We start from the raw sequence: 17,537 nt of genomic DNA on the forward strand, positions 1-17,537 counted from the left end.
GAGCCATGGCCGATATCGCGGAAAAAGCCCAGCAACAGCAGGAAGGTCAAAAAAACTTCCTGGGCATGCTGTTCTCTACCCCTTTTCATTTCTTGGGGGTGATGTTCGGCTCCTTGCTCGGCGCCATCGTCGTTGAATGGCTTTGCATGTACACGTTCTGGCCGGATGCCGGCTGGAAACATGCTCAGCAGATGTTCCAACATGAACTGGGCTGGCTGTCCCAGGATCTGCTGCACAGCGTTGTCATCAAAGAACCGGGGCGTACGGCAACCTGGCTGGCACAAACGGTCTATGACTGGCTGATGGTGAAAACCGGCATGCAGGACAATATAAATGCACTGACACAGTACGCTCGCTCAACATCACCACAACAAACGGGAACCTTGAACCTTCGCTACGAACTCGGTCGGGCGATGATCAAATTCCAGGACTATGGCTTAGCCGCGTTATACACAGTCCTGACCTTCTGTGTGCGAATGGTCATTCTGACGTTGACGATTCCGCTGTTCGCACTGGCGGCGTTCACTGGCTTGGTCGATGGCCTGGTGCGGCGTGATCTACGAAAATTCGGCTCCGGCCGCGAGTCAAGTTACCTGTATCACAAAGCCCGGGGGACGATCATTCCGCTGACCATCGTGCCCTGGACGGTCTACCTGGCCATCCCCATCAGCATCAGCCCCCTTTTGATTCTGTTGCCCTGCGCCGTGCTGTTGGGTGTGTCCGTTTACATCACCGTTTCAAGCTTCAAAAAATACCTTTAGGAGCTGCCCATGCAGTGGACACAAGAACAGCAGCCCATCATCCATTCCACGGCTGACAAGCTACTGGTTCAGGCTTTTGCCGGTACCGGCAAAACCACCACACTGGTGGGCTACGCCACACAACACGCCTCGGTGAAAATGCTCTACCTCTGCTACAACAAATCCGTCGAGCTCGCTGCCAGGGGCCGCTTTCCACGCAGAAACGTGGTGTGTAAGACGGCGCATGGCCTCGCATATGCAGTCTATGGCAGTCAGTACGCCACCAAGCAGACCAATAACTTACGCCTGACGGACATCGCAAGGGCCATCAACACCCAGGACTGGGAGCTCGTGCGGGATGTCCTCAGCACGCTTAACAACTTCATGGCCAGCGCCGATGACGAGTTGGGCCGTGTGCATTTTCCCAGATTCCAGGGGCAACGAATGCTCACAAGTGCCCAGGAACGTTTCCTGAACAATGCTTTAAACGTGGCTAAAACCATCTGGAACCGGATGATCGATCTGCAGGACACAGCAATGTCGATCACCCATGACGCTTACTTGAAGCTGTATCAGCTAAGCAAGCCCGACCTGAGCGAACGATTTAACGCCATTCTGCTCGACGAAGGTCAAGACGTGAACCCAGTTATTGCCGACATAGTAAAAATACAACGGGTCCGCAAGGTGGCAGTCGGCGATCCCCACCAGCAGATCTATCGCTTCCGCGGCGCAGAAGATGCGCTCAACAGCGACTGGATGGCCGACGCCGAACGTCACTACCTGACCCAAAGCTTTCGCTTCGGCCCTGCCGTCGCGCATGTGGCCAACATCATTCTTTTTTACAAGGGTGAGACACGAAAGCTGCAGGGGTTAGGTTGCAATACCCTGGTTAAACGGGCTCTGCCTGAAGAGCTACCGCATCGCACGTTTATCCATCGTACCGTGACCGGCGTCATCGAGAACGCCCTGCAGCTGGTCGCAAGCAACCCCAAGATTTTCTGGGTCGGCGGTATCGACAGCTACTCGCTACGCGATCTGGAAGATTTATACCTATTCAGCCGCAACCGTAACCATGAGGTGCAGAACCGCAGGCTGTTGAGAGATTACCGGGACTTTTCACAGTACGTGGAAATAGCCGAGGTAAGCCAGGATACGGAGATGTTGCGATCGATCAAGATCATTACAGCCTATCCGGACCTGCCCCAGCGGATCCAAACCCTACGTTCCCGCTCTGTAGATAACGAGCTCGACGCCACCGTGACACTCACGACTGGGCACAAGGCCAAGGGGCTGGAGTGGGACTTTGTCAGCCTGTATGACGACTTTAGCGCTGATCCGCTTTCACCCGATATCGATCAAGGTCGTAAAGATGACGAGTTGAATTTGCTGTACGTGGCGGTGACGCGAGGGATGAAGATCCTAGCGTTGAACTCAATGGTGCTTTCTATCATGCAGCGCTATGTCGATGCTCGGACCTCTGCACTCCAACCTCAGAAATCACGCGCTTAGCAACAAACTATTTCAGATTGCTGGCACGCGCTTATTATTGAAACCCTGGTAGCTCTGCACATTGAGGACGTCGCCATGGGCCGTCAGAAATTTGAATACCACACTGAGTTCTCTCCCTTTCAGTACGTTGTCAGAACCAAAAAGCTCTTCATGTTCAAGTCCGAAGAGCCCACCACTGAACCCGACACCCAGGGTTTTCTGGAAGATTCTGAACGTCAAAACCGCCTTGCTCAATTAGGCAGCGAAGGCTGGGAGCTGGTCAGCGTGCAGCCCGTGGTCAAAGGAGAAGTCAAGGTTGGCAATCAAAACGCCCAAGGCTGGGCTTACGGATTCGCCTTGCCCATCGGGTATCTGCTGTTCTTCAAACGCCCTATCCACTGTGATTGATGGTGTCAGTACCGTCAGAAGAAATCCTTACAGTCCTGAATATGGTTTTCTTGCGGCGACCATAGCTTGATCACGGCAAGCTGACGGCATCAGGAATGACTAGAGCCCAGCCGTGATCCAGTACCCGCGTCTCACTGCACTCACTTGCCGACTTGCCTTGCCAGGCCTCATCGCACTTTTTGGATGCGGCCTGCCTGTCTCTCATGCGACCGCTGCTTCAGCCTCCGAACAGGCCAACCTGGACGTGATGATCCGCCAGTTGAATGCCTTAGAGGACACCGCACGTCATAGCGCTCAAGTGGCCGACGAACCTGGCAAGCGTTACTTCTTCGATTACCAGCGTCTAGCAGGTGATATCGCTCGAATTCGTCATGGGTTGGAGGGCTATCTAACCCCAACCCGAGCCCAGCCTCGTGATCCTGTTGAGCTGTCAGGCCAATACACGACCGAAGGACGCAAGCCATGAGCATGAGCGGCGCTCAGGCTGCTGCGTTTCAAGCGGCAGGAGGATTTCCTGCCTCGACGAGCTACCTGTTTTTCGTCGGCGTCGCTGTAGCCATCATCTTTATGTGGGGCGCCTGGGCTATCTGGAGCTGCTACCGAGGATGGGCCACTGGCAACCTTGATCGAACGATTGCCTCGACCTCGCTCGTCCGCATCCTACTGCTTTGCATGATCCTCACCACATTTGTTCTTAGTTGACCCTATGGGAGATACACCATGACTTCATTCTTAAAACCGGGCCGCATGCTGATCGGGTTGCTTGCTCTCCCCCAACTGGCCATGGCGGCTCTTCCGCAGTCTCAGCCTCCTACCCGGGGGGAAGGCTCTAACCTGATGCAAACCATGCAGAACTACGCCTTTGACGGTTTTACTTTGCTTGGCCTCATCATCTGCGCAGTCATTTTCAGTGGCGTTGCTTGGCATGCCTTCGGCACCTACCACGAAATTCAACTTGGCAAGAAAAAATGGGGAGATCTGGGGGCGACAGCCGCCGTTGGCGTCGCCATCCTCGGTGTCGCCATTTTTCTGGTCACCAAGGCTTCAAATATTCTTTAAAAGAGCCGTGGCCATGACAGAACTCTCAGACGATGGGACCCTGATTTTCCTCCCTGTGCGATTGAACAATCAGCCAGTCATCATGGGCGGCCTTACCGCTGACGAAATGTGGGCCACCTTGGCGTTGAGCACCGGCGCAGGGCTGGTTATCGGTATTCCGGCCGCGATATTGACCCAGATTTGGGCACTTATCATCGGCGCCGCCATGCTCTGTGCTGTCCTAGGGCTGTTTCTTGCCAGTCGTTTCTTGCGTCGGTGGAAACGCGGCCGACCTGATACATGGCTATACCGCCAGATGCAATTGAACATCGCGCGGTTCTTTCCTACCTGGAATAAAGCCCTGCTGATTACTCGTACAGGTGCGTGGACCTGTCATCGAACGGAGGTTCAATGACTTACCGTAAAAAAGTAGACGCCCAACTGGCCCACATTAACAGCCTGCGCATGGTCATTGGTTTTCTCATTGCCCTGGGTCTGTACATGGCTTATGGCTGGCAGAGCGCACCGCGTGACCTAACTGTTCATGTACCTCCAGATCTACGTTCAGGTAGCACCCGTAAGTGGTGGGATATTCCACCGGAGTCGGTATACGCCTTCGGTCTGTACATTTTTCAGCAGATGAACCGTTGGCCCGTTGACGGTGAAACCGACTACGAGGACAACATTACCCGCTTGGAAAGCTACCTGACTCCCAGCTGCAAAGCCTACTTGCAGAAAGATTTCGAGCTACGCCGCAATAGCGGGGAACTGCGCAAACGTGAGCGGGGTGTATTTGAAATTCCAGGCAGAGGCATCGACGATAAGTCTGAGCAACATATTGAACAGCACAGCATCAATGACTGGACCGTCAACCTGGACATCACCGCTGACGAGCACTACGGCGGGGAGCGCGTAAAGCGGGCATTTGCTCGCTATCCGTTAAGAATTATCCGATTCGACGTCGATCCCGAAAAAAACCCATTCGGCTTGGCCTGGGACTGTTATAGCAGTAATCCACAACGCATCGAAGTCTCCGCAGAAACGACCAGAGCAGGAGGCAAATGATGACACGCCGCCTACTGATCATCGGGCTCGTAGCCCTTCACTTCTGCGGGTTGGCCAACGCCGTCGAAATCCTGCGCTGGGATCGTATCCCTATAGCACTGCCCTTGATCGTGGGTCAGGAGCGTATTGTCTTTGTGGACCAAAACGTACGGGTGGGTCTGCCTCGTAACCTCGTCGACAAACTGCGCGTGCAGAGCACCGGTGGTGCCCTCTACCTGTTGGCGAAAGAGCCGATTGAACCGACTCGCTTACAGCTGCAGAACATGAACTCCGGTGAGATCATGCTCGTGGATATCATCGCAACGGTAGGGAAACCAAATCAGGTCGCATCCGAGCCGGCTAAAATTGTAGCCGGGGACAGTCCCGCCCCGCGTTACGGCCAAGTCAACGCCAAACCTACAAGCAACCATTCAACTTCTTCCACGGCCCAAGCCAGCGCTCAAGCCGAGGAGGATGAGGACGCGCCGAAACCGCGTCGTGAGACCCCTCTTCCGGTGGTCATGACGCGCTATGCCGCACAGATGCTTTACGCGCCCCTACGCACCGTTGAGCCCGTGGAGGGGATTGCTCAGATCAATCTGAAGCGCGGTTTGGACCTCACCACCCTAATGCCGATATTGCCGGTCGAAGCCTCTGCGTTGGGGTCGTGGCGGTTAGACGAGTATTGGGTCACGGCGGTGAAGCTACGTAACACAAGCGCCCAAAACCTCACATTGGATCCGCGTGACCTGATGGGTGACTTTGTCACCGCGACTTTTCAGCATCCCTACCTTGGCGCCAAAGGTGATTCCAGCGACACCTCGACGGTCTACTTGGTGACCCGTGGTCATGGTCTAGCCGAATCGTTATTGCCGGCCGCCATCAGCCAGATCGATCCGAAGGGAGGCCGTCGTGAAGAGTAATCCACTTGTTAAATACCTGGTCATACCGTTCGCGATCCTGGCGATATACGTAGTGGTCAAATTATTCAATCGCGAAAGTGCCGACCAACAGGTTCATGCGCCGGAAACGGTTGTACTTAGTACGAAGGAGGCTAAAAAGCTTGGGGTTGACGGAGATACACCCAGCGACACATTGCGCACCATTGTCGTGGAAAGCAGACAACTCAAGGACCAAGTCTCCAATGCTTTGAAGAACAATGACGAACTAAAGCAACAGAACATCGAGCTGCAAAAACGCCTGCAGAACATCGACCTCAACGTCGATAACAAACTGCAGAACGTTCAGCAAACGATGAAGCAGGAGGCGCAACAACAGAGCCAAACCCTCTTGGACACACTGCAGCAGCAGTACAATACCCTGAGCAGCAAATCGGGCAGTGGCAATGAGTCTGGATCTGATTTGCCGATCGGCTTCGGCGTTCAGCCAGGTGACGGTCAAGGCTTCAAAGGCGGACCTGGCGCGGACGTTGTTTGGATAGAGCCGCAGGACGCAACGCCGGTCGATGTCAACGGCAAGCCCATCGCTGCAGGGACAAATCAAACGGCAAGCGGCTTCAACTTCCCGACCTCTTTTGGCGAGTCCGTGGACCGAGGACAAAATGCACTGCGCACGGGCGCTCAAAGTGTTGCGAATGAAATCTCGCCACAGGAGGCCCGCAAACAGGTGCGCAAGGTCTACACCTTGCCGCAGAACTCGACATTGATGGGTTCGGTGGCCATGTCCGCGCTGATCGGCCGGGTGCCCATTGACGGCACTGTCAACGACCCCTACCCGTTCAAGGTATTGATCGGGCCGGACAATCTCACGGCCAACGGCATCGACTTGCCCGACGTCGCCGGCGCGGTGGCCAGCGGAACGGCTTCCGGCGATTGGACCCTGTCTTGCGTACGCGGTCAGATCAAAAGCCTGACGTTCGTCTTCAATGACGGCACTGTGCGCACGCTGCCACAACCTCAGGAAGAAACGAATAGCAGTCAAAATAGTAACAATCAGAACAATGGCAACCAAACCACCATTCAGGGTGGCCTGGGCTGGATAAGCGATGCCTATGGCATTCCTTGTATCAGTGGCGACCGCAAAAGCAACGCCTCGCAATACATTGGCTCGCAGGTACTGATTACCGCCGCCGGCGCAGGTGCTGCCTCCCTCATCAAGTCAGATGGAAACAGCGGCTCTTTTATAAACCCTCAGTCCGGGACCATCGGTTCTGTCGGCGGCTCGGGCAGTGAAGCCATGGGCAAAATTATTGGCCAGGGCGTCAATGACGTCTCCAGCTGGGTCAACAAACTCTACGGGCAAGCCTTCGCAGCGGTGTATGTACAACCCGGGGCAAAGATAGCTGTGCACCTGGACCAGCAACTGACCATCGATTACGAACTCAATGGCCGCAAGGTCAACTATCGCTCAGGAGCCCGTCATGTTTCGACTGCGCTTGACTAATCATGGCTTAAAACTAGGTGCATACCTGGCCATCGCCCTACTCGCCTCGGCCTGTTCCACCAACAAAGACGAATTGCTCCCCCATGGGGACCGCACAATGATGGACGTTTGGGATCAAGGCTCCAGCGGCTCAAGCAGCTCGAGCAGCCGCCAATTGCTCGATGCACGCCAAGATCTTCGTCGGCCTCTGGAGACGAGGGAAACAGACAACACCATGTTCACACGTACCGCACAAAACGAGATCTACAGCCAATTTAAACGCCTACCCAATCCCGACCTGGTGATGTACGTCTTTCCTCATTTAGCGGGTTCAGACCCGGCACCGATCCCAGGCTACACCACGGTGTTTCCGCTGTATCAGCGGGTGCAATACGCCATGCCTGGCGAACGCACGGAGGCATATTGATGGGTTTTTTTGAACGATTCAAAACGCGACGGGCGACAGAGCGTGTGGAACCTGGCGTAACACCAGGTTCGCCGTTATCTGACGATGTGCAGGGACCAGCAACCGAGACGTTTGAGGCTGCTACAGAGCGTTACTACGAACGCCTTGCTGCCATGGGTATTCCCTCGCCGAGCGATTGGCGTAACCCAAAGAAAAAGCCAGCCACAACCGCTGATGCTGACCGTCTATACCACGTCAACCCCTCCTTCGTAGACCTACTGCCGTGGGTAGATTACCTGCCTGCAGAAAAAGCCATGCTATTGGAAGACGGCGTGTCTCGTGCTGCCTTTTTTGAGCTGACACCGATTGGTACTGAAGGTCGGGATCCCGAATGGTTACGCAAGGCCCGCGACGCCCTGGAAAACGCCCTCCAGGACTCCTTCGACGAGCTTGAAACCTCACCCTGGGTGGTTCAGCTCTATGCCCAGGACGAAACCAGCTGGGACGATTACCTTCAGCAACTGCATGACTACGTTCAACCACGCGCACAAGGCAGTGCATTCACCGAGCTTTATTTGAAGCTGATGAAGCAACACCTGGAATCCATCTCCAAACCAGGCGGGCTGTTTGAAGACACCAAGGTCAGCCAACTGCCCTGGAGGGGCCAACAGCGCCGCGTCCGTGTTGTTGTCTACCGCCGTACCCAAGGCGCGCAAGCGGATGTGCGAGGCCAGGCACCAGGTCCTTACCTGAAAATCATCTGCGATCGCTTGGTGGGCGGCTTGGCGAACGCCGGCATTAAAACCCATCGCATGGATGGCCACGCCATTCGCCATTGGCTGATTCATTGGTTCAATCCACGTCCCGATCATCTTGGCCCTGCCGATGCAGATATTCGCCGCTTCTACGAATTGGTGTGCAAGCAAGCACCTGGTGCTGCAGAGGGCGAGCTGCCGCTCGCCAGCGGCACTGACTTCTCGCAAAACCTGTTTTATCGCGAACCACTGTCAGATATAGAGAAAGGTCTGTGGTATTTCGACGGCCTTCCCCATCAGGTGGTGATGCTTGACCGCTTGAGGGATGCTCCCAAGACCGGGCACTTAACCGGTGAAACCCGAAAGGGCGGTGATGCGCTCAACGCACTGTTCGACAAAATGCCAGAGGACACCATTCTCTGTATCACTCTCGTGATCACCCCGCAGGACATTCTCGAAGGGCATCTGGAACAGCTTTCACGCAAGGCAGTTGGAGACACTCAGGCCTCGATCCTGACACGCGAAGACGTCGCCACCGCCCGTCAGTTGCTCGGGCGCAAGCACAAGCTGTACAGAGGTAGCGTAGCGTTTTACCTGCGGGGTAAAGATGATGCCCAGCTGCACGAACGCAGTTTGCAACTCAGCAGCGCATTGCTGGGTGCGGGCATGGAGCCGGTGGAACCTCGGGATGAAGTGGCACCGCTGAACTCCTACCTTAGATGGCTACCCGGCAACTTCGACCCCAATGCGCGCAAAGCACTGGAGTGGTACGCACAACTGATGTTCGCCCAACACATTGCGAACCTGGCCCCCGTCTGGGGTAGGTCGACCGGAACCGGGCACCCGGGTATTACCCTGTTTAACCGTGGGGGAGCGCCGATAACCTTCGACCCGCTGAACAAGCTGGACCGGCAGATGAACGCGCATTTGTTCATTTTCGGGCCTACGGGTTCAGGTAAATCGGCCAGCGCGACAAACATCCTTAGCCAAATCATCGCCATCTATCGGCCACGTCTATTCATTGTGGAGGCTGGCAACAGCTTCGGCTTACTCGGTGATTTCGCCAAAAAGTTGGGTTTGACGGTAAACCGGGTTCGACTTGCACCTGGATCGGGTGTCAGCCTCGCGCCATTCGCTGATGCCGTGAAGCTCATCGAACCCAGCCAAAACGTGAAGATTATCCAAGCTGATGATCTTGAGGCGTCGGACGAACATCTGACTAGCCAGACCGAGGATGAACAACGCGACATCCTGGGCGAGATGGAAATTGCGGCCAGGCTGATGATCACCGGTGGTGAAGAAAAAGAGGATGCCCGTCTTACTCGTGCCGACCGTAGCGCCATCCGCCAATGCATACTGAATGCAGCGAAAAAATGCGTGACGGAGCAACGTATCGTTCTGCCGGAAGATATCCGTGAAGCGCTGCGAGAAATGGGACTCGAGCCCGGTATTCCAGACGCCCGAAGCTCACGATTCTTGGAGATGGCGGAAGCCTTGTCCATGTTCTGTATGGGCACCGAAGGCGACATGTTCAACCGTCCTGGCACCCCATGGCCAGAAGCGGACATTACCATTGTCGACCTTGCCACCTATGCGCGAGAAGGCTATAGCGCACAGATGGCCATCGCTTATATTTCCCTGCTCAACACGGTCAACAACATTGCCGAGCGTGACCAGTTTAAAGGCCGTCCGCTGATCTGCTTCACCGACGAAGGCCACATCCAGTTGAAGGTCCCACTCCTATCCCCCTACTCCGTCAAGATTACCAAAATGTGGCGAAAGCTCGGCGCCTGGTTCTGGATGGCCACCCAGAACGTTGACGACGTGCCGCCAGAGGCCTCAGCCCTGCTCAACATGATCGAGTGGTGGATGTGCTTAAACATGCCGCCTGATGAGGTGGAGAAGATCGCGCGGTTTCGTGAACTGACTCCTGCACAGAAGTCGATGATGCTGTCAGCGCGTAAAGAAAGCGGCAAATTCACCGAGGGCGTCGTGTTGTCCAAAAGCATGGAAATGTTATTCCGGGCGGTACCACCGAGTTTGTATCTGGCCCTGGCCATGACCGAGCCGGAAGAGAAAAAGCAACGCTTCGACATCATGCAAGCCAAAGGCTGCAGCGAGCTGGATGCGGCCATTGAAGTTGCTGCAACGCTTGACCGCTATCGCGGTATCGAACCTCACATCATTACTTTCCCCGAGCAAGTCACGGCCTTGGAGCGCCAAGCATGAGAGCATTGAATTCCCTGACCCAGAACCTTATAGAAAGTCTGACCCAGCTGCTTGAACAACCGGGTGAAGACGCCCTTCAAACCCTTGAGGTGTGTGCCCCCGTTTTGATAGAGCAACTGCAACAGGTTTTGGTTCGTGCGGTGGATCGTCGTGACATCGAGTCCCAACTTCACGCGGTGTTAGCCAATTGGCTGCTACAGCACCCACAACCCGAGAATGCTGAGAACGCTCTTCTTGAGGCCCTTCGTAAACAAGCGCTGCTTTCATCGAAGCCAGCAGAGGCTCGGGCATGATAGGCCTTCGCAAATATTGGTTGATGCTGGGGTGCGTTTTGGCAGGCACATCGATGGCCTGCTTAGCCCTCACTCGAAGTGAGATACCATCCCCGCACAACACAGGCCCGTGGTTGTTTGGTCCTTCCAAAGCACGCTGGACTGTGACTGAGTTCGCGGATCTGGAGTGCCCCTACTGCAAGACGTACACACCTGCGTTGAAAACCTGGATACAGCAGCAGAAGGATGTAAACCTGCAGTGGCATCATCTGCCACTGGATGTGCACGGTCCGACCGCATTACACGAAGCCAAGCTCGCTGAATGTGCGGGGGCGCTTGGTGGCGCACCTGCCTTCTGGCAAGCCATTGACCAGATTTTTGACCGGACCCGTAGCAACGGTGAGGGTTTCAATGGGCATCTGAACGTCGTTGATGTTACTTACCAGGACTTATTGTCCTGTGCAGCTACCGACAAAGTGATCGCCCGGCATGTTGGCCAACAGGTCGAGGAGGCCCTCAAAGCGGGCATTACGGCAACTCCTACTGTGATAATTAAAGACAACACGACTGGCAGCTCCGTAAAGCTTGAGGGACCAGCTGACGGGGTATTGTTATTATCAGCTCGTGATTGGCTGGCTCAAAAAAAGAGCTGCGACGCTCTGCAAAAGTCGAACGTTAAATCACTTAGCCATTGTCATTAAATGAGCTTGCATTCCATTCATACATTTTCATGCCCGGCATGTCCTACGCGTGGGCCGAAAGAGACAGCGCAAATACGGTGTTTGCAACTGCAATCAGGGTCAGTTTCATACGACTTTTTCTTGAGGATTGATGGGCTCAACTGAGAGGTGCCGGCGACGCATCAGTCGATAGGCTGCCGGAATGACAAACAGCGACAGCAAGGGCGCGGTAATCATGCCTCCAACCATGGGTGCCGCAATTCGGCTCATCACCTCGCTGCCGGTCCCGCTGCCCAGCAAAATGGGTAACAAGCCAGCAATGATGACAGCCACAGTCATGGCTTTGGGCCGAACGCGCTGGACAGCGCCTTCACGAATCGCGGCCATCAGCCCGTGCTCGGTCCTATCGCCGAGGTCTTCACGCTCAGCCCAGGCGTTCTTCAGATAAAGCAGCATAATTACGCCAAATTCGGCAGAAACACCGGCCAAAGCGATAAAGCCGACACCAGTGGCGACCGACAGGTTGAATCCCAATAGATAGAGAAACCATACCCCACCAGTCAGTGCGAATGGCAGAGTGGCCATGATCAGCAAGGCCTCATCGAAGCGAGCAAAGGTTAAATAAAGCAGCACGAAGATGATCAACAGCGTGGCAGGCACCACCAGCTTGAGTCGTGCGTTGGCCCTTTCGAGAAATTCGAACTGTCCTGCGTAGCTCAGGCTCATACCAGGCTGCAACTTAACCTGCTCGCTGACGACCCGTCGTAGATCGGCGACTACCGAAGCAATATCCCGTCCCCGCACGTCGATATACACCCAGCCTGAAGGTCGGGCGTTCTCACTCTTAAGCATCGGCGGACCATCGCTGACCTTGATCTTCGCAACGGTGCCAAGAGTGATCTGGCTGCCTAGAGGGGTATAGATAGGTAACTGCTCCAGAGCGCCGAGTGAATCCCGCCACTCACGAGGGTAACGTACGTTAATTGGGAAACGAGCCAACCCTTCAATCGTCTCCCCGACGTTTTCACCGCCGATTGCGCCGGCCACGATCGATTGCACATCGGCAATATTTAACCCATAGCGGGCCGCAGCTTTACGATCGATATCCACATCAATATAGCGGCCACCGGTCAGTCGTTCGGCCAACGCTGAACTCACACCTGAGACATCCTTGGCAACACGTTCGATGGCTTGGGTGACGGCATCGATCTCCGTCAGGTTGGTACCGGCAACCTTCACACCAATAGGGCTTTTTATGCCAGTGGCCAGCATGTCGATGCGGTTACGAATCGGCGGTATCCAGATGTTGGTCAATCCTGGGACACGCACCGCTTGGTCTAGCTCCTCAACGAGCTTTTCCTGGGTCATGCCTGGGCGCCACTGTTCGTGTGGTTTGAATTGGATGGTGGTTTCGAACATTTCCAAAGGTGCTGGGTCAGTCGCGGTTTCAGCGCGGCCGGCTTTGCCGAAAACGTGTTCGACCTCTGGAACTGTCTTTATCAGACGGTCAGTCTGTTGAAGCAGTTGCGCGGCCTTCTGCGCCGATAATCCAGGCAGAGCTGATGGCATATAGAGCAGGTCCCCTTCGTCCAGCGGGGGAAGAAACTCACCACCCAGACGAGAGATCGGCCACAACGCGCTGACAAAGACTAGCAACGCAACCAGCAGCGTTATTTTAGGTCGATGTAATACGGCGTCCAGAGCGGGTTCGTAGATCCGGATCAACCAGCGATTTAGCGGATTCTGCTGCTCATTGGGAATTCGTCCACGAATCCAATACCCCATCAACACCGGTACGAGAGTTACCGACAGTCCAGCCGCTGCGGCCATAGCGTAGGTTTTGGTGAACGCCAATGGACCGAATAGACGTCCTTCCTGAGCCTCCAGCGTGAACACCGGAATGAACGACAGGGTGATGATCAGCAGACAGAAGAACAATGCAGGTCCTACCTCGGCAGCCGCTTCAGTCATCACGTGCCAATGACGTTCACCTTTCAGTTCCTCCCCAGGATTGGCCACGTGCCAAGCCTCGACCTTCTTGTGGGCATTTTCAATCATCACCACGGCAGCGTCGACCATAGCGCCGATGGCGATGGCAATCCCGCCAAGGGACATGATGTTGGCGTTGATACCCTGATAGCGCATCACGATGAAGGCGATCAGCACCCCAACCGGCAGGGAAATGATTGCCACCAGAGATGAACGCAGGTGCCAGAGAAAGATTCCGCAGACCAACGCGACGACGATGAACTCTTCGATCAGCTTGTGGCTGAGGTTTTCCACGGCACGATCAATCAACTTGCTGCGGTCGTAGGTGGTGACGATTTCAACCCCCGCCGGCAGACTGCTTTTCAGCTCGTCGAGTTTGGTTTTGACCGCCGCAATGGTTTCACGAGCATTCTTCCCGCTGCGCAGAATCACCACGCCGCCGACGGTCTCACCTTCACCGTCGAGTTCGGTAATGCCTCGACGCATCTCAGGCCCTAACTGAATCGTGGCAACATCGCCCAACGTGACCGGCACACTGCCCGCGCCCAGTTTGAGCGGGATGGCGCGAAAGTCATTGAGCGTCTTTAGGTAGCCGGAAGCTCGTACGATGAACTCTGTCTCCGCCATTTCCAGCACGGCTCCACCGGTTTCCTGATTGGCTTTGCCGATCGCCTCGGTCACCTCAGACTGCGTGATACCCAAGTTCGCCAACTTTAGCGGATCGAGCTGGACCTGATACTGTTTGACCATGCCACCTACGGTGGCAACTTCCGCAACGTTCGGCAGCGTCTTGAGCTCGAATTTGAGAAACCAGTCCTGTAGGGCTCGCAGTTGCGCCAGATCGTGCCCACCGCTGCGATCAACCAACGCGTACTGGAAAATCCAGCCAACGCCAGTGGCATCAGGTCCTAAGGCTGGCTTAGCACTGGCTGGTAGGCGGCTTTGTATCTGGCTCAGGTATTCCAACACCCGCGAGCGGGCCCAGTACAAGTCAGTTCCGTCTTCGAACAGCACATAAACGAAGCTGTCGCCAAAGAAGGAGTAACCGCGCACAGTCTTGGCCCCAGGTACCGAGAGCATGGTGGTTGCCAGTGGATAGGTCACCTGGTTTTCGACGATCTGTGGGGCTTGGCCTGGGTAAGGTGTACGGATAATTACCTGAACATCCGACAGGTCTGGCAATGCATCGATGGGCGTACTTTGAACCGCCCAGATCCCCCATGCCGTGACGAACAGCGTCGCCAGCAACACAAGAAAGCGGTTGGCCACCGACCAGCGAATAAGGGCCGCAATCATGGCTGGCCCCCAGAGCGTTCCAGACGTTCAACACGCAGACCATCGTCCGTCTGGCTAACAGCGATCCGAACCTTGTCGCCCGTTTTTAGGCCCTTCATCAGAGCAGGAGTGGCGAGAGGGAAAGTCATCGTCATGCCTGGCATACCCAATGTCTTGAAGGGACCGTGGGCGAGCGTGACTTCTTTGTCGTTGATCTCAACGATCTGACCATCGGCCTCATGCAAAGCGCCAACGGGCATAGTAGATGGCGAAACGTCCAATGAGCTTGCGACAACGCCCTTGAGACTGGCCTCCGAGTCGAGCAGGAACTGGCCAGAGGTCACCACTTTCTGCCCCTCTTCCAAGCCTTTCAATATCGCCGTCTTGCCATCGTTATCCTGGCCTAGCTGCACCTCCACCGGGCGATATCGACCAGCGTCTTCAGAGAGCATGACCAACGCACGTCGACCGGTACGAATGACGGCCTCGCTCGGCACCCACAGAACACTTTGCTCCGTTGAACGATTGAGGCTTACCTGTGCGGTCAAACCTGGTCTGAGTCGGCCATCTGGATTGGGTAACTCAACTCGAACGCGAAGTGTGCGACTGTCCGAACTGGTTTCCGGAAGAATCGCACTGACGACGCCCTTGAGCACAACTCCAGGGAATGCGGATAAACGCGCTTCAGCTGCTTGCCCTACTACGATTGACCCAGCTTCCGCCTCTGGTACAGCCACGGCCAGCCAGACACTGCTCAAACCATTAACACGAGCCAACGTCTCGCCTGCGGCCACCGTCATACCTTCACGCACACTCAGCTCTTGAAGCACACCACCAATAGGGCTGGTCAGCGTCAGGTTCGATTGAACTTTGCCAGTGCGCTCAACTTGAGCAATTAACGTAAGTGGCATTCCGGTTAGCCGCAGTCGCTGCCGGGCCGCTGTCAGCAAGCCAGCATCGCCACTACGCTTGAGGGCGAGAAATTCCTCCTGAGCAGCTGCCCACTCCGGCACCAAGATATCTGCCAAGGCGGCATTCGCTTTCAGCACATCACCAGGTGCGTGGGCATACACACGCTCGACAAAACCCGCTGTACGGGCCTGAATGACTGCAACGTCCCGTTCGTTGAAGGCCAGCACACCTACCACGTTCAGTGTCGAGGCAAATACGCCTCGACTGACACTAGCCAGTCGCACACCAAGGTTCTGAGTCAGGCTTGGATCAATTCGAATGGCAGCGCTGTCCCCCTTGGTATCTGCGTATTGAGGGATCATCTGCATGTCCATGAAGGGTGACTTACCCGGTTTATCGAATTTCTGTTGTGGGTACATGGGATCATACCAATACAGAACTTTTCGATCGGCAGAGGCTTTGGGTTCATGATCCGGTACGACACCAGCTACTCCGCTCATTCGCGGTTGGGCTAACCAGTAACCCCCGGCAACACCCAAGGCAATCGAGATGCCGATGATTAAAGTCCCTTTCCATAATTTAAAAATCATTGAGCGGACTCCCCGTAAGAGAAATACAGGCGAGCGCTGGTCAGGGCACGTTGCTCTTCAACGTCAACCTGCTTGAGACGGGCTTCGATGAGTTCGCGTCGGGCGGCAACAACCGAGTTCAAATCACCCTTGCCGGAGCGGTAGCTGGCCATCGTGAGTTCGACCTTTTCTTTAGCCAACGGCAACAAGCTTTCCTGATTACGGCTGACTGCACGATTGAGGCGCTCGTAGTCAGCCAACTCATCCTCCAGTTGCTGGGTATGCTCGCGTGACAGGGCTTCGCGCTCAGCCTCAAGCTGGTTTAGTTCGGCGTGCTTGGCCGCAATCTTGGGGTTTTGCCGAGAGTTAGGGAACAGCGGGAGATCCCATGAAAACTGCACGCTGACCATGTCACCGAATTGTTGGCCTCGGTGCTGATAATCGAATTCCCAGCTCCAGTCAGACTGCTTTTCCGCCTCAGCTTCACGGATCTTGGCTTGTGCTTCACGGGTCATCGGCACAAAAGCCGCTAATTCGGGGTGATGTTGCAGCTTATGGGAGTAACCTGAGGTCTCAATAGGCCAATCAGGCAAACCGCCTACCGGTTTGTCATCGGCGGCAGGGCCAATCCAGCGCTTGAGGGCGGCCCGGGCCTGTGCACGTTGACGAACTAAATCATCCTGCTGCTCAGCCAGTTGAGCAGCTTCCTGTTTAGGTGTCACCGCATCGGCGGGTTGGGCTCGGCCACCCGCAATCTGAGCTCTGACGGTATCGGTCAGAAGACGGTTTTCTTTGTAGAAGTCCTGGAACAACGCATCTTTACGCTCAACCGAGTAGCTTCTGATCCAGGCTAATGCCGTGGACTGTCGGACGTTCAGACGCGCCACTCGACGCTCGGCTGACGCTCGATCAACAGCCGCATCCGCGACCTCGATACGTGCTTTGCGCTTGTCGCTGTTGGGCATCTCCTGCCTAATCCCGACCACTTGCATGGTCATGAAGTCCTGGTCGATGCTCCATCTGTCGGGTCCACCAATGGGGTAGTTCTGCACGCCCAGCAGTAGCTTGGGATCGGGTAGTTCGCCGGCGGGAATGGCCGCGCTAGTGGCTGCTTGAATTTTGGCGTCTTGTGCGGTCAACGATGGTGCATTGTTTTCGGCCAGACGCAGCGCTTCATCGAATGTCAATGCGCTAGCGAAGCTCGGCAATGCAAGTACGCTTGCCGCCAGGCCGGCCAGGAAGGACCAACCTGTGCAACAGCACTTGGAGTTCATGTTCACGATTCCTGTGATGATCCACCGCGCGCTTCATAAGACATGCGCGCAGATATGCCATCCCGCTAACGCGGAA

General features: G+C 55.4%; 17 protein-coding genes. 14 read left to right on the forward strand and 3 right to left on the reverse strand.

The window, feature by feature from the left end; all coding sequences use genetic code 11:
* Window positions 1-5: 5 nt before the first annotated feature.
* From FXO12_RS14100 to FXO12_RS14165, 14 genes are all read left to right on the forward strand, one after another.
* On the forward strand, window positions 6-761 hold the full coding sequence (locus tag FXO12_RS14100) for a TIGR03747 family integrating conjugative element membrane protein (RefSeq protein WP_008437388.1): 756 nt from the start codon (window positions 6-8) through the stop codon (window positions 759-761).
* Window positions 762-770: 9 nt separating this feature from the next.
* Complete coding sequence (locus tag FXO12_RS14105) at window positions 771-2,249, forward strand: UvrD-helicase domain-containing protein (protein WP_008437391.1); 1,479 nt, start codon at window positions 771-773, stop codon at window positions 2,247-2,249.
* Window positions 2,250-2,324: 75 nt separating this feature from the next.
* Window positions 2,325-2,636: a hypothetical protein gene (locus FXO12_RS14110; RefSeq protein WP_008437393.1), complete on the forward strand. Its 312-nt coding sequence runs from the start codon at window positions 2,325-2,327 to the stop codon at window positions 2,634-2,636.
* Between the two features lie 157 nt (window positions 2,637-2,793).
* On the forward strand, window positions 2,794-3,102 hold the full coding sequence (locus FXO12_RS14115; protein ID WP_256678961.1) for an RAQPRD family integrative conjugative element protein: 309 nt from the start codon (window positions 2,794-2,796) through the stop codon (window positions 3,100-3,102).
* Window positions 3,099-3,338, forward strand: a complete 240-nt coding sequence (locus tag FXO12_RS14120) for a TIGR03758 family integrating conjugative element protein (protein ID WP_008437400.1) — start codon at window positions 3,099-3,101, stop codon at window positions 3,336-3,338. Before FXO12_RS14115 ends, FXO12_RS14120 begins: the two co-directional genes overlap by 4 nt.
* An 18-nt stretch (window positions 3,339-3,356) precedes the next feature.
* Window positions 3,357-3,695, forward strand: coding sequence for a TIGR03745 family integrating conjugative element membrane protein (locus FXO12_RS14125; protein WP_008437401.1), 339 nt, complete (start codon window positions 3,357-3,359; stop codon window positions 3,693-3,695).
* Window positions 3,696-3,708: 13 nt separating this feature from the next.
* On the forward strand, window positions 3,709-4,089 hold the full coding sequence (locus tag FXO12_RS14130) for a TIGR03750 family conjugal transfer protein (protein ID WP_008437403.1): 381 nt from the start codon (window positions 3,709-3,711) through the stop codon (window positions 4,087-4,089).
* On the forward strand, window positions 4,086-4,739 hold the full coding sequence (locus tag FXO12_RS14135) for a PFL_4703 family integrating conjugative element protein (protein WP_020302977.1): 654 nt from the start codon (window positions 4,086-4,088) through the stop codon (window positions 4,737-4,739). Before FXO12_RS14130 ends, FXO12_RS14135 begins: the two co-directional genes overlap by 4 nt.
* Entirely contained in the window at window positions 4,739-5,641 is a 903-nt protein-coding gene (locus FXO12_RS14140) for a TIGR03749 family integrating conjugative element protein (RefSeq protein ID WP_008437410.1), read from the forward strand. The genes FXO12_RS14135 and FXO12_RS14140 overlap by 1 nt, the downstream gene beginning before the upstream one ends.
* Window positions 5,631-7,121 (forward strand): TIGR03752 family integrating conjugative element protein, encoded by a 1,491-nt coding sequence (locus FXO12_RS14145; RefSeq protein WP_024073352.1) that lies wholly within the window; start codon window positions 5,631-5,633, stop codon window positions 7,119-7,121. Before FXO12_RS14140 ends, FXO12_RS14145 begins: the two co-directional genes overlap by 11 nt.
* A complete protein-coding gene (locus FXO12_RS14150) occupies window positions 7,099-7,527 on the forward strand; it encodes a TIGR03751 family conjugal transfer lipoprotein (RefSeq protein ID WP_008437412.1) in 429 nt (142 codons plus the stop codon). Before FXO12_RS14145 ends, FXO12_RS14150 begins: the two co-directional genes overlap by 23 nt.
* Window positions 7,527-10,490 (forward strand): conjugative transfer ATPase, encoded by a 2,964-nt coding sequence (locus FXO12_RS14155; RefSeq protein ID WP_024073351.1) that lies wholly within the window; start codon window positions 7,527-7,529, stop codon window positions 10,488-10,490. The genes FXO12_RS14150 and FXO12_RS14155 overlap by 1 nt, the downstream gene beginning before the upstream one ends.
* Window positions 10,487-10,783, forward strand: a complete 297-nt coding sequence (locus FXO12_RS14160; RefSeq protein ID WP_008437414.1) for a hypothetical protein — start codon at window positions 10,487-10,489, stop codon at window positions 10,781-10,783. The genes FXO12_RS14155 and FXO12_RS14160 overlap by 4 nt, the downstream gene beginning before the upstream one ends.
* Window positions 10,780-11,463: a DsbA family protein gene (locus tag FXO12_RS14165; protein WP_008437415.1), complete on the forward strand. Its 684-nt coding sequence runs from the start codon at window positions 10,780-10,782 to the stop codon at window positions 11,461-11,463. Before FXO12_RS14160 ends, FXO12_RS14165 begins: the two co-directional genes overlap by 4 nt.
* A gap of 105 nt (window positions 11,464-11,568) precedes the next feature.
* Here the strand turns inward: FXO12_RS14165 and FXO12_RS14170 are convergent, their stop codons facing one another.
* Genes FXO12_RS14170 through FXO12_RS14180 form a run of 3 tightly spaced genes read right to left on the reverse strand, consistent with a single transcriptional unit; the run spans window position 11,569 to window position 17,461 of the window.
* The gene (locus FXO12_RS14170) at window positions 11,569-14,727 is read right to left on the reverse strand and encodes an efflux RND transporter permease subunit (protein WP_008437418.1); all 3,159 of its coding nucleotides are present in this window, start codon (window positions 14,725-14,727) and stop codon (window positions 11,569-11,571) included.
* Complete coding sequence (locus FXO12_RS14175) at window positions 14,724-16,208, reverse strand: efflux RND transporter periplasmic adaptor subunit (RefSeq protein ID WP_008437420.1); 1,485 nt, start codon at window positions 16,206-16,208, stop codon at window positions 14,724-14,726. The genes FXO12_RS14170 and FXO12_RS14175 overlap by 4 nt, the downstream gene beginning before the upstream one ends.
* A complete protein-coding gene (locus FXO12_RS14180; protein ID WP_008437421.1) occupies window positions 16,205-17,461 on the reverse strand; it encodes a TolC family protein in 1,257 nt (418 codons plus the stop codon). Before FXO12_RS14180 ends, FXO12_RS14175 begins: the two co-directional genes overlap by 4 nt.
* Window positions 17,462-17,537: the final 76 nt, after the last annotated feature.

This window comes from Pseudomonas sp. J380 (genome assembly GCF_009827115.1).
Classification (GTDB): Bacteria; Pseudomonadota; Gammaproteobacteria; order Pseudomonadales; family Pseudomonadaceae; genus Aquipseudomonas; species Aquipseudomonas paracarnis.

What these genes read in the sequence shown, in the direction of transcription:
- FXO12_RS14100 (WP_008437388.1), top strand. Translation starts at nt 6, where the DNA reads ATGGCCGATATCGCGGAAAAAGCCCAGCAACAGCAGGAAGGTCAAAAA.
- FXO12_RS14105 (WP_008437391.1), top strand. Translation starts at nt 771, where the DNA reads ATGCAGTGGACACAAGAACAGCAGCCCATCATCCATTCCACGGCTGAC.
- FXO12_RS14110 (WP_008437393.1), top strand. Translation starts at nt 2,325, where the DNA reads ATGGGCCGTCAGAAATTTGAATACCACACTGAGTTCTCTCCCTTTCAG.
- FXO12_RS14120 (WP_008437400.1), top strand. Translation starts at nt 3,099, where the DNA reads ATGAGCATGAGCGGCGCTCAGGCTGCTGCGTTTCAAGCGGCAGGAGGA.
- FXO12_RS14125 (WP_008437401.1), top strand. Translation starts at nt 3,357, where the DNA reads ATGACTTCATTCTTAAAACCGGGCCGCATGCTGATCGGGTTGCTTGCT.
- FXO12_RS14130 (WP_008437403.1), top strand. Translation starts at nt 3,709, where the DNA reads ATGACAGAACTCTCAGACGATGGGACCCTGATTTTCCTCCCTGTGCGA.
- FXO12_RS14135 (WP_020302977.1), top strand. Translation starts at nt 4,086, where the DNA reads ATGACTTACCGTAAAAAAGTAGACGCCCAACTGGCCCACATTAACAGC.
- FXO12_RS14140 (WP_008437410.1), top strand. Translation starts at nt 4,739, where the DNA reads ATGACACGCCGCCTACTGATCATCGGGCTCGTAGCCCTTCACTTCTGC.
- FXO12_RS14150 (WP_008437412.1), top strand. Translation starts at nt 7,099, where the DNA reads ATGTTTCGACTGCGCTTGACTAATCATGGCTTAAAACTAGGTGCATAC.
- FXO12_RS14155 (WP_024073351.1), top strand. Translation starts at nt 7,527, where the DNA reads ATGGGTTTTTTTGAACGATTCAAAACGCGACGGGCGACAGAGCGTGTG.
- FXO12_RS14160 (WP_008437414.1), top strand. Translation starts at nt 10,487, where the DNA reads ATGAGAGCATTGAATTCCCTGACCCAGAACCTTATAGAAAGTCTGACC.
- FXO12_RS14165 (WP_008437415.1), top strand. Translation starts at nt 10,780, where the DNA reads ATGATAGGCCTTCGCAAATATTGGTTGATGCTGGGGTGCGTTTTGGCA.
- FXO12_RS14170 (WP_008437418.1), bottom strand. Translation starts at nt 14,727, where the DNA reads ATGATTGCGGCCCTTATTCGCTGGTCGGTGGCCAACCGCTTTCTTGTG.
- FXO12_RS14175 (WP_008437420.1), bottom strand. Translation starts at nt 16,208, where the DNA reads ATGATTTTTAAATTATGGAAAGGGACTTTAATCATCGGCATCTCGATT.
- FXO12_RS14180 (WP_008437421.1), bottom strand. Translation starts at nt 17,461, where the DNA reads ATGAACTCCAAGTGCTGTTGCACAGGTTGGTCCTTCCTGGCCGGCCTG.